Here is an 11,401-nt window from a genome sequence, read left to right as displayed (position 1 = left end):
GGCCGACTGCCCATTTTTCGCGGCGTCAGGCTGGGCGATTTGGGCAATAGAAGCAATTGCAAATTCGCGTAAAACCCATACGCATACTGCATGAGTTTTGATGAACGCCACCTTCGCGCCTTTCTCGCGATTGCCGATACCGGCAGCCTTGGCCGCGCCGCGCACGTGGTCAATCTGACCCAACCCTCGCTCAGCCGCGTGTTGCAGGCGATGGAGCGGCAACTCGGCCATCGCCTGTTTGATCGTGAGAGCAAGGGCATGGTGCTGACCCACGCGGGCGAAGTGCTGTTGCTCCACGCGCGCCTGCTGGCGTTTGAAATGCAGGCGGCGCGTGATGAACTCGACGCGCTGGTCGGTCTGCGCCGGGGCGCGGTCCGGATTGGCGCGGTGGCGGCGGTGATGCGCGCGCTGGTCGCGCCGAGTGCGGGGCGCATGTTGGAGGACAATCCGCAGTTGCGTCTCGAACTGCTGGAGGCGGTCGACGGCGACCTGCTTGATGGTCTGCTGCGGCGCCAGATCGATCTGGCGATAACGGCGGGCGCGCTCGACAGTGCCGAAGTCGAATTGATCGGCCTTTGCGACTATGCCGACCGCTTTTCGGTGTTTTGTGCGAAGGGGCATCCGCGTCTTGGTGAAGGGATGGTCGATGCCACCATGCTCATGGCCGAAGGCTGGGTCATGCCCCCAGCCGATGCCACGCCGCGCCGTCAATTTTCAGCTTTGGTGCAGACCTTGGGGCTGGAACCGGCGCGGATCGTGGCGGAAAGCGCATCGGTCGAGGCCATGATCGCGCTGGTCGCGCACAGCAGCCTGCTCGGCTGGCTGCCCGAGCCGTTGCTTGCCGCACATCTGGCGCAGCAAGCCGTGATGCTGGTCGCTGCGCCGCAGTTCGTCCGCGAAAGGCGGTTTTTCCTCTACCGCCGCCGCACCGGGCTGCTGCCGGACGCGGCGCGGCGCTTTCTGCGCTATCTGCCGCTGGTGCCCGGGGGATGGGCTTGACCGCCGCGCGCTCTGCCCGGGATACTCGCGCGCATGTGCCACGCACGGGTGCGGGCGAGGGGAGTGGCTGATGCGTATTGTCATGGTCGGGGCGGGGGCGATGGGCTGTCTGTTTGCGGCGCGGCTGGCACTGGGCGGAAACGAAATCGTCATGGTCGACGTCGATGCCGCACGTCTGGCGCTGATCGCGGAGCAGGGCGTCGTCTTGCGCGACGATGCCGGCGAGCATCGTGCGCGCGTGAAGGCGGCGCGCGCCGAACAGGTGACCGGCGCGGTCGATCTGGTGATGCTGTTTACCAAGGCGATCCATAGCGCCGCCGCTGCGCGCTCGGTGGCACATCTGGCCGACGGCCATTGTCTTGCGCTGACGCTGCAGAACGGGCTGGGCAATGTCGAGGCGCTGGCCGACGTGTTTGGCCCCGAACGCACGCTATGGGGCGTGACCGATTTGCCCGCCGATCTGGAAGGGCCCAATCGCGTGGTCTCGCATGGCGCGGGGCAAATCAAGCTGGGCGGATATTGCCCCGCCGCGCAAGATGAAGCGGGGGCCTTGGCCGCGCTGTTGACCGGCGCGGGACTGGCGGCGGTGGCCGATGCCGATGTGCGCGCGGCGGTTTGGGAAAAGGTTGCCTTCAACGCCGCGCTCAATGCGCTGGCGACGATGACCGGCCTTGCCGTGGGTGGGCTGGATTGCCCGCCGGGGCGCCGGATTGCCATGGCTGTGGTGGCCGAGACGGCGGCCACTGCCGCGGCACAGGGAATTGACCTTGATGTCGCGCGGATCGCCGCGCGGATCGACCATGCGCTGGCGCATCATCGCGGGCACAAGGCGTCGATGCTGCAGGACCGCCTTGCCGGGCGGCGGACGGAGATCGAGGCGATCAACGGCGCCATTGGCCGGCTGGCCGTCGCAGCGGGCGTTGCCGCACCGGTAACGCAGACGCTGGCCGATCTGGTGCGGATGGGCGAGCCGCCGATGGTCTGACCGCTATTGCGGCAGTGTGTCCGGCTTGTCGCGGAACAGCGCGACACGTTCGGCGATCTTGTGCAGCGACGCGTTGAAGACGCCCCGCTCTTCGGGCGAAAGATCCTGAAGGATGGCCTGGAAATAGCGTTGGCGTGCCTGGCGCGCCTCGGCAAAAATCGCTGTGCCCGCCGGAGTGGGTGACAGGATCATCTTTTTGCGATTGGCGGTATCCGGGGCGCGGACGATCAATCCGCCATCGGTCAGCCGGGCGACGGCGCGGCTGACTTCGGCGCGGTCGGATTCAAAGGCCGCGCCGATGTCGGCCGCGCTCGACGGGCCGACCGAGTTCAAAAAGGCCAGAACCCGCCATTCGGCAACGGTCAGCGCAAATTCGTGCTGAAGCATGCGCGCGGTTTCGCGGTCGAGCATGCGTGCAAGCAGCAGGAGACGGTGGGGAATATGGTCGCCACCGAAAAGATTCCACGTGGGTGGTAATGCCATCGCCGGGGGCTGCCAAAGCGGCGACGGAAATGCAACGAGATATGTGTTGACGGATCAACACTGGGCATTCATGACATGGCCATGACCGAGCCCCATCCTTTCCTGCCGAAGCTGGAACACGCCTTTACCATCTCCATCGCCTTGTCGCGGCCCTATTGGATCAAACCGGCTGCGCGTGGCGATATGCGCGCGGCCATCTTCGCCGCCGAGGGGGTGATCGAAGGGCCAAGGCTCAATGGTCGCGTGGTGCCGATGTCGGGTGGCGACTATCCGCTGACGCGGCCGGGCGGGGTGATCGATTTCGACGCGCGCTATCTCCTCGAAGCCGATGACGGGGCGATCATCTATTTGCAGAACACCGGTTTTCGCTGGGCGCGCAGCCCGGAAATCGCCGAAAAGATGCGACGCAACGAACCCGTCTCGTTCGACGAATATTACATGCGCGTCACCCCGCGGTTCGATGCGCCCGAAGGTCCGCATGCGTGGATGAGCCAGCATGTCTTTGTCGGCGTCGCGGAAAAAGTGCCCAACGCCAACCGCATTCACTATTTCGTCGTGCTATGAGCGGCGGGGCGGCGGCGAGCGGGACTTTCCCGTGGCTGATGCGGCCCGGGGTCGATCCCCACAGCGCGACGCACAAGCCGCCTCTGCCGCCGCCGGACTATGTCCGCAGCAACGAGCGCGGGCTGACCATCGAGCGCAATTGCCGCATCGCCTTGCGCGACGGGGTGGAGATTTTCGCCGATCTCTACCGGCCCGAAGGCACGGTTTCGGGGGTGCCGATACTGTTGGCATGGGGGCCATACGGCAAACACGCGCTGACCAATCAGGTGTTCTGGCCGCGTTCGGGGGTCGATCCGGCCTGGCTTTCCGACCTTACCGCTTTCGAGGCGCCCGATCCCGTGTTCTGGGCGATGCGCGGGGTCGGCGTCGCAGTGGTCGATCCGCGCGGAGCGTGGCTGTCGGGCGGGGATTTTCACCATAATGGCATACAAGAGGCGCTCGATTGCGCCGATGCCATAGACTGGCTGGCATCGCGGCCATGGTGCAACGGGCGGGTGGGGATGACCGGCGTGTCCTATCTTGCCGCGATCCAGTATCTGGTGGCGCCGCTGCGTCCACCCGCGCTCGCCGCACTCAACCCGTGGGAAGGCTTTTCCGACTGGTATCGCGAATTTGCCTATCATGGCGGCATTCCTGAAACCGGGTTTCTGCCGCGTGCCTCGGACAATATCCGCTTTTCGCTGGGGCAGACCGAAAACACCTGGGAAAACGTCAAGGCGCATCCGCTGTTCGACGCATTCTGGGAATCCAAGGCGCTCGATCTCGAAGGCATTACCCAGCCCGCCTATGTGGTCGCAAGCTGGTCGGATCAGGGGCTCCATCTGCGCGGCACGATCGAGGCCTGGCGCCGCATGTCCAGCCGCGAAAAATGGCTCGACGTGCATGGGGCCAAAAAATGGGCGCATTACTATCGGCCCGAAAGCCGCGAGCGGCAGGCGACTTTCTTCGACCATTATCTGTTCGACCGCCCGACAGCGCTGGCCGCCTGGCCCAAAGTGCGCATCGAGGTGCGCGAGGCGCATGGGGTGGCGCACGAGCGCGCCGAGCATGAATGGCCGCCGGCACGCACGCAATACCGGCGGCTTTATCTCGATCCTGCACAAACAGCTTTGGCCGAGGCGCCCGTCGCGAACAGCGAGGCGCGCTATGCGGCGCGCGAAGGGGCGGCGCAGTTCGATCACACATTTGCCGCTCCGGCCGAAATCACCGGGCACGCGTCGTTGCGCCTGTGGGTCGAGGCGCAAGGCAGCGACGATGCCGATCTTTTCATCGCCTTGCAGAAACTGGATGCGCAGGGGCACGAGGTGGGCTTCACCTTTTACGCCTTTTATGAAAACGGCCCGATTGCCCTGGGCTGGCAAAGGGTGAGCCATCGCGCGCTCGATCCCGTGCTTTCGACGCCGGAGCGGCCGGTGCATCCCCACCGCGCCGAAGATCGGCTGGCTCCGGGGCAATGCGTGGCGGTAGATATCGAGATCTGGCCTTTCTCGGTGCGCTTTGCTGCGGGCGAGACGTTGCGGCTGGTCGTGGCGGGGGCGGACATCTATCGCAAGGAAGAGGGCGTCAATCTGCCCTTTGCCCTCCACGAGGAGACCCGCAATGCGGGCACGCATATCCTGCGCTGTGGCGGGGATCATGATTCGAGTCTGCTGCTGCCGTTCGTTCCGCTGGAGGAAATGCCATGACGCTTGTCCCCACTTCGGCCGATTGCGGTCTGGAGCATGTCTTCGACATCGAGGTCCTGTTCGGCCCGGATCGCGCGATATTCGGGCCGCTGCCCGGTGGCGGGCATCAGGGCTATACCCCTGCCACCGGCGGCACGATCAGCGGGCCGCGGCTGACCGGCAGCGTGGTGCCGCATTCGGGCGCGGATTACGCCACGGTGCGTGCGGACGGCACGATCGAACTTTGTGCCCATTACCTTCTTCAGGCGAGCGACGGCACGATGATCTATATCCGCAATCTGGGCTATCTGGTGCGGCCCGCTGCGGGCGCGCCGCAACCGTCCTATTTCAAGCTGACGCCCTATTTTCGCGTTCCGGCAGGCCCGCATGACTGGCTGACCCGCACGGTGATCGTCGGCGGGGGAGAGCGACGGACGGACCCGGACCGCACGCTCTTTCGCTATTACGCTCTGGTCTGAGCGGCGCGTTTGAGCCCTGGCCCTGCGGCAAGAAAGCACAGCGCCGAAACGAAAAACACGAGCACCGCCATCGACAGGGCCGACCGGATACCGCTGGCCGAGGCCTGGCGGCATGCCGCTGCCAGCGCTTCGGTCGCGCCCTTGGCGGGAAGACCGGCGGGGCACGCCGTCGCATAGTTGCCGACAAAGGCAAGCCGGGCGAAGCGGTCGGACAGGAAGCCGACGAAGACCGGCCCCAGTCCCGAGCCCAGCAGCGTGTAAAGCAGCGTATAAAGCGCGACGCCGCTGGCGCGCATGCGGGTGGGCAACAGGTTCTGGATCATGCCCGTGGTGGGGCCATAAAACATCAGCAGAAAGCCGCCTGCGGCCAAGAGCAGCGCAAAGGCTGTGCCAAGCGCTGCGGCATGAAACGCGAACCAGTAAAGCGGCGGCGCCAGCACCAGGCCGATCGCCGCACCCCAGGCCGGCCAGCGCGCATCGTGCCGGGCCAGCCGGTCGGTGCCAAAGCTGCCCACCAGCAGGCCGAACGTGATCGACAGACCCGAAATCATGCCGAAAGACGCGGCTGCCGCGCGCACGTCCAGATGGTGGGCGCGGGCGAGAAAAATCGCCAGGAACTGCGAGATCGCGGTCATGCCGAAACCCGCCAGGCCGCCCCCTGCAATCACCCACAGCAGCGGGGGATTGCTCAGCACCGTGCGCAGAAATTCGCGGAACGGCGGGGCCTCGGCTTTTGCTTCGGGCTGGTCGAATGTCCCGCGCGCAGGTTCATCAACGACAAACAGCAGGATCGCCGCCATGATGAAGCCGGGCAGGGCGAACAGCGGAAAGACCATGCGCCAATGCCAGGCCCCGGCGATAAGCCCGGCGAGCGTGGCGCCTGCGAATGCGCCGAGCGGGCTGCCCAGCATGACGAGCGCGAACGTCGAGGCGCGCTTTTCACGTGGCACGATATCGGCCACCAGCGACGCGGCAGGAGGCACAAAGCCCGCTTCGCCCATGCCGACCGTCAGGCGCGCTGCCGCCAGTCCGAGAAAGCCGCCTGCAAAGCCGGTGGCGGCGGTGGCGGCGGACCAGATCATCGTGCAGATGGCGATGATCCGCTTGCGCGGCCAACGTTCCGCCAGCAGCCCGATCGGCAGACCTGCCAGTGCATAGAGCAAGGCAAAGACCAGACCCTGCAACAGGCCGAGTTGAAGATCGGTCAGCCCGAGATCGGCCTTGATGGTTTGCGCCAGAGCCGAGAACACTGCGCGGTCGGCAAAATTGAGCGTGCAGGTCGCCAACAGTGCAGCCACCAGCAGGCGCGGGCGGAGGATGGCCGAGGTCGTCATTCGGCAACACCTTGACGGATGATGCGCCGCGTCAGCGTTGTGGCTTCGATCCGGGCGAACAGACCGTCGCGCAGCTCGTAAAGGGCGATGCTCTCGATCTCGACCTGATCGCCCTTGCCCAGCGTCGTACCGGCGAGGTCGATGCCGTCGGCCAGCGCGGTGAACACCGAGGCCAGTGCAGCCGCCAGCGCGGCCTCCCCCTCGACCACGCCGCGTATGCGCAGCACCCGATGCAGCGTGCCGCGTATGTGGCGATAGTAGGCCAGCACAGCTTCGCGCCCGTGCAGAACCGTGCCGCCGCCATTGCGCAGCACGACATCGGGGGCGTAGCAGCGGCCATAGCCGTCATCGTCGCCACGGTTGAAGGCGGCGACATAGTCGTCCAGCATCGTGGCCAGCGGCATCGGCGAGTCCTCTCATGTTTTGTCTTGGCAGGCATCATCCGCAGCTTAAGTTGATAAATCAACTAAATTCGGGAGCGGGATATGAGGCAGGCGCCAAAAGGGGCGGCGGACAGATTGGCCTATCTGCTCAAACTCGTGGCGGAAGGGCCGGAGCGTTTCACTTTGAGCGAACTGGCCGGGCAGGCTCGCCTGCCTGCCAGTTCGGTACACCGTTTGTTGCAGGCGCTGGTGCGATCGGGGCTGGTCGAGCGCGCGGCGATGCAAAGCTATCGACCGGGGCGGGCGTTCTATCTGATGGCATCGCAATTGGTGGCACGCTTTGATCTGGTTCGCGCGGCACGGCCTTTGCTCGAAGCGCTGATGGCGCAATGGCGGGAAACGGCCGTGCTATGCGCCTACAACCCGATCGAACATCGCGCCACGATCGCCGATGTGGTGGTGACGCCGCACCCTTTGCGCTTTGCCGTGGAAAAAGGGGGCGAAATCGAGCTGCCATGGGGGTCGCTGGGCCGCGCGATTCTGGCGCATCTCTCGCCCGGAGAGGTCGAAGCGGTGATCCGCGAGACCGGGATCGGGCCGCTGACCGGTCGTCCACGGGATCCGCGCGCGACCATCGAACAGGAATTGGCGCAAGTTCGGGCCGATGGATTTTCCCGCTTTTACGAACCCGCGATCGAGATCGCCGGGATGGCCGCGCCGGTTTTCGGGCGGGAGGACGAAGTTCTGGGCTGCATCGGCGTGACCATGCCGTCCAAGCGCTATCAACTGCACGTCGAGGATGATCTGGCCTTGGCGGTGTGTCAGGCGGCGCGCGAATTGGGGCGGCTCGCAGGGGGCGAGCGAGGGCGCCTCGGCTCCTGACCAATTCCATTATACGGAATTGTCACCCATCGGAATGGAATCGCCTTGACAGTTGATTAATCAACATCATGATGACCGCAGAGCCTGGAATAGAAATACCAGGTCGATGGGAGAGGGGACGATGGTACACTCAAAGGGGCGAGTGCTTGCTCGCGTCTGCGTGATGGCGGTTGCCATCGGGACGTTTGCGGCGAACGCGGCTCGGGCCGAAGACGCTCCGGCAAACAAGGCCGAAACTTCGCCGAGCATAGCCGAAATCGTGGTCACTGCGCAGTTCCGCGGTCAAAAACTGCAAGATGTTCCCATCGCCATCACCGCCGTCAATGCGGCGACGATCGAACAGCGCGGTTCGACCAATCTGGCCGATCTGGCCGGCAGCGCGCCGAACGTGACACTGCGCCCGGCAGCCGCCAGCTTCGGCCCGGCGGTGGTGGCCTATATCCGGGGCGTTGGTCAGCGGGATACCAATTTCGGGCTCGAACCGGGCGTTGGTCTCTATATAGACGATGTCTATCTGCCGACGATGCACGGCTCGCTGCTGAACCTGGTCGATCTTGATCGGGTGGAAATCCTGCGCGGCCCGCAAGGGACATTGGCAGGGCAGAATTCGATCGGGGGCTCTATCAAGCTCTATTCGAAAAAGCCCGACGGAACGCCCGACGCCTATCTGTCCTCCACCTATGGCAGCTATAACCGCGTCGAACTGCGCGGCGGGTCGAATTTTACCATCGTGCCCGACACCCTCTATATGCGCCTGACGGCCGCCGCGGTTCACAAGGACGGCTATGTCACGCGCTATGATTATGCCTGCACCCATCCGGGCAGCACGGTGCCCAGCATGGTTACCGGAACGGGCTGCAAGCTGGGCACCGAGGGCGGCAAGGACTATGTCGCGGCACGTGCCGCCGTGCGGTGGACTCCGGCGCCGTTCCTGACCGCCGACATTGCCGCCGATGTGACCCGTGACAACAGCGAGCCTACTCCGTCGACGCTGCTTTATGTCGGGCGCGCGGCCAATCCCGGCACGATGCTGACCGGTGTCGCGACGCCTGCTTCTGCGGCCTATACGCTCAATGGAAATGTCTATGGCACCGCGACCGGATCGCAGTTCATCAGCTATTCGCCGTTTGGCGCCTTTGCGCAGGACACGTTCAGCAAAAGCCCCTACATCAACTATGAAAACTATGCCGATACCGCGCCGCGCGACGGTTCGGCTCCATGGCAGGCCCCGCTCAAGGCTGCGCTCAACACCTGGGGCATTTCGGGGACTGTCAACGCCACGCTGACGGACAATCTCAAGCTGACGTCGATCACGGCCTATCGCGAGTTCGACGGCACGTATTCCACCGGCGACGGCTCGCCGCTCAATCCGTCGCTGCAGGCGAACACGATCTACAACAAGCAGTTCAGCGAAGAGCTTCGGCTGTCCGCCAAATTCGGCGATCTGGCCAATCTGACTGTCGGCGGGTATTATTTCCACAAGCGCAGCCGCTATCAGGCGCGGATCGAACTGACCACGCTCAGCTTTCTCGAAGACGATTCGATTCCGGCCACCAACAAGGCGCTTTTCGCCAATGCCGATATCAGCCCGATCAGGAATCTGACGGTGATCGGCGGTTTGCGCTACACCGATCAATCAAAGACATTCGTTTATGGCCGTTTCGGCGTGCCGGGGTCTTCGACCGGGGGCGCGGTGCCGCCCTCGCTTGCGGCGCTCAACGGGTTGGTGGGCGGTTATTCGGGTTCGCGGCTCGATTATCGTGCGGGCCTGCAATATCGCTTCTCCGACGAAGTCATGGGATACGCGCAAGTCTCGACCGGTTTTCGTGGCGGCGGCATCAATCCGCGTCCGTTCTTTCCGGCCCAGGCGCTGCCGTACAATCCGGAAAAGCTCAAAGCATACGAAGTGGGTCTGAAAAACGACCTGTTCGACCGCAAATTGCGGCTTAACCTTTCCGGCTTTGTCAACAAATACACCGACATTCTGGTTACCGTGGCAAGTTGCCCGCTGCCCGGTGTTCCCGCGGCGCCCTGTTCGATGCCGATCAACGCCGGCAATGCCACGATCAAGGGGTTCGAGGCAGAGGCGCAATTGCACCCGGTTGCCGGGCTGTCGATCGAAGGGTCGCTGGCCTATCTCAATTTCAAATACGATTCGGTCAGTGCCGCTGCGGCGTCTTCGGGGATCGGACCGGAAGACAAGGGGCAGTACATTTCGCCCTGGCAGTGGAATGTGGGGATCCAGTACGATCTGGCGCTCGGCAGCATCGGCAGCCTGACTCCGCGCATCGATGTTTCCCATATCGACAGCTTCAACCGCAATGCCAACAATGTCGATGCCGCCACCGGGGGCAAGGACATCTTTGGCGAGGTGCAGGGGTACACGCTGGTCAACGCGCGGCTGACTTTCCGCAGCGGGGACAAGGACTGGGAAGTGGCGTTCGAAGTCCGCAACCTGACCAACAAGCTTTATTACACCGATATTTTCGACAATCGCGGCTCGACCAACTCGGTTCAGGGAACACCGGCCGAACCGCGTACCTGGGCGGTTTCGCTCAAGCGTCGGTTCTGACCGAACTCCGGCAGCCCTTTCCTGAATGCAATCATCGGGAAAGGGCTGCTCGTCAGTCTTCCTTGTCCGCCCCGTGGGCCCCGCTTTTTTCAGGAGCATGTGTCATGGCAACGCAGATTCATCAGTCGCACGAGGTTGGCCCACCGATCGCCGCCGGACTGCCGATGCCGCAATTCCGCAAGATCACTGTCGAGCCGCTCAGCGGCGCTTGCGGTTGCGAGATCGGCGGGGTCGATCTGCGCGAGCCGCTGCAGCCGGACGTGCTCGCCGAGATCATGCTCGCGTTCGAACAGTTCCTGGTCATCGTCTTTCGCGATCAGGATCTGACGCCCGAACAGCACAAGACCTTTTCCCGCCATTTCGGCGAACTGACAGAATTGCCGCAGGCGCCGACCTATGGCGGCGACCGCCTGATGCAGGAAGTGCGGCGCGAGGCCTGGGAGGCGGTCAATGTCGTGCCCAGCTTTGAACATTTTCACACCGACAGCCCGTTTCTGGCGCAGCCGCCCAAGGCGATCGTCATGCGCGCTCTCGATTGTCCGCAGTGGGGCGGCGACACGGCCTTTTCCAACGCCTGTCTCGTGTACGAACATTTGTCCGACGGGCTGAAGGCGGTGATCGATACGTTGCAGGTGGTCTATTCGGGCAAGGAGATCTGGTCCAGGAACGAGAAGCTGCCGCCCGACAAGCGGCTGCGCTTGCGCGAAAGCCACGATTTTACCGAGGACCAGCTCGAAAGCATCCATCCGGCAGTGCGGGTCCATCCCGAAACCGGGCGTCGCTCGCTGTTTGCGACGAGCGCCTATTTTCAGCGCTTTGTCGGCTGGAGCGAGGAAGAGAGCCGCGCCTTGCTGACTTATCTGCAAGGGCTGGCGCAGCATCTGCATTACCATTGCCGCGTGAAATGGCGCAAAAACACGCTGATCGTGTGGGACAACCGCTTTACGCTGCATCGCGGGGTGCATGATTTCAAGAACGAGCGCCGCCATTTGATCCGCACCACGGTGATCGGCGAGCGTCCGCTGGGCGTTGCCGATCTGACCGCGCGCTGAGCGG

General features: G+C 64.0%; 11 protein-coding genes. 8 read left to right on the top strand and 3 right to left on the bottom strand.

Annotation, left to right across the window (positions count from 1 at the left end; genetic code table 11):
- Positions 1-90 precede the first annotated feature (90 nt).
- Both AQZ50_RS09805 and AQZ50_RS09800 read left to right on the top strand, forming a co-directional pair.
- Positions 91-999: a LysR family transcriptional regulator gene (locus AQZ50_RS09805; protein WP_067746013.1), complete on the top strand. Its 909-nt coding sequence runs from the start codon at positions 91-93 to the stop codon at positions 997-999.
- A gap of 70 nt (positions 1,000-1,069) precedes the next feature.
- Positions 1,070-1,984, top strand: coding sequence for a ketopantoate reductase family protein (locus AQZ50_RS09800; RefSeq protein WP_067746012.1), 915 nt, complete (start codon positions 1,070-1,072; stop codon positions 1,982-1,984).
- 3 nt (positions 1,985-1,987) lie between these two features.
- Here AQZ50_RS09800 and AQZ50_RS09795 read toward each other — a convergent pair whose 3' ends face one another.
- Positions 1,988-2,467 carry a MarR family winged helix-turn-helix transcriptional regulator gene (locus AQZ50_RS09795; protein WP_082703548.1) on the bottom strand — a complete coding sequence of 160 codons (480 nt, stop codon included), beginning with the start codon at positions 2,465-2,467 and terminating at the stop codon, positions 1,988-1,990.
- An 81-nt stretch (positions 2,468-2,548) separates the two neighbouring features.
- Between AQZ50_RS09795 and AQZ50_RS09790 the strand changes: the two genes are divergently transcribed.
- From AQZ50_RS09790 to AQZ50_RS09780, 3 genes are read left to right on the top strand one after another with little or no spacing between them, the layout of a single operon-like run.
- Positions 2,549-3,031 carry a DUF3237 domain-containing protein gene (locus tag AQZ50_RS09790; protein WP_197412443.1) on the top strand — a complete coding sequence of 161 codons (483 nt, stop codon included), beginning with the start codon at positions 2,549-2,551 and terminating at the stop codon, positions 3,029-3,031.
- Positions 3,028-4,716, top strand: a complete 1,689-nt coding sequence (locus tag AQZ50_RS09785) for a CocE/NonD family hydrolase (RefSeq protein ID WP_067746007.1) — start codon at positions 3,028-3,030, stop codon at positions 4,714-4,716. The genes AQZ50_RS09790 and AQZ50_RS09785 overlap by 4 nt, the downstream gene beginning before the upstream one ends.
- Complete coding sequence (locus AQZ50_RS09780; protein ID WP_067746005.1) at positions 4,713-5,174, top strand: DUF3237 domain-containing protein; 462 nt, start codon at positions 4,713-4,715, stop codon at positions 5,172-5,174. Before AQZ50_RS09785 ends, AQZ50_RS09780 begins: the two co-directional genes overlap by 4 nt.
- Here the strand turns inward: AQZ50_RS09780 and AQZ50_RS09775 are convergent.
- Entirely contained in the window at positions 5,159-6,508 is a 1,350-nt protein-coding gene (locus AQZ50_RS09775) for an MFS transporter (RefSeq protein ID WP_067746003.1), read from the bottom strand. The two genes, AQZ50_RS09780 and AQZ50_RS09775, sit on opposite strands and share 16 nt — an antisense overlap.
- The gene (locus AQZ50_RS09770; protein ID WP_067746001.1) at positions 6,505-6,912 is read right to left on the bottom strand and encodes a YybH family protein; all 408 of its coding nucleotides are present in this window, start codon (positions 6,910-6,912) and stop codon (positions 6,505-6,507) included. The genes AQZ50_RS09775 and AQZ50_RS09770 overlap by 4 nt, the downstream gene beginning before the upstream one ends.
- 81 nt (positions 6,913-6,993) lie before the next feature.
- Between AQZ50_RS09770 and AQZ50_RS09765 the strand changes: the two genes are divergently transcribed.
- From AQZ50_RS09765 to AQZ50_RS09755, 3 genes are all read left to right on the top strand, one after another.
- Positions 6,994-7,773 (top strand): IclR family transcriptional regulator, encoded by a 780-nt coding sequence (locus AQZ50_RS09765; protein WP_067745999.1) that lies wholly within the window; start codon positions 6,994-6,996, stop codon positions 7,771-7,773.
- 121 nt (positions 7,774-7,894) lie between these two features.
- Positions 7,895-10,345, top strand: a complete 2,451-nt coding sequence (locus AQZ50_RS09760; protein WP_197412441.1) for a TonB-dependent receptor — start codon at positions 7,895-7,897, stop codon at positions 10,343-10,345.
- 104 nt (positions 10,346-10,449) lie between these two features.
- On the top strand, positions 10,450-11,397 hold the full coding sequence (locus AQZ50_RS09755; RefSeq protein ID WP_067745996.1) for a TauD/TfdA dioxygenase family protein: 948 nt from the start codon (positions 10,450-10,452) through the stop codon (positions 11,395-11,397).
- Positions 11,398-11,401: the final 4 nt, after the last annotated feature.

Source organism: Novosphingobium sp. Fuku2-ISO-50 (genome assembly GCF_001519055.1).
In the GTDB taxonomy this organism is placed as follows: domain Bacteria; phylum Pseudomonadota; class Alphaproteobacteria; order Sphingomonadales; family Sphingomonadaceae; genus Novosphingobium.
Note: the sequence above shows the minus strand (reverse complement) of the source record. Positions and strands in the feature narration are given on the sequence as shown.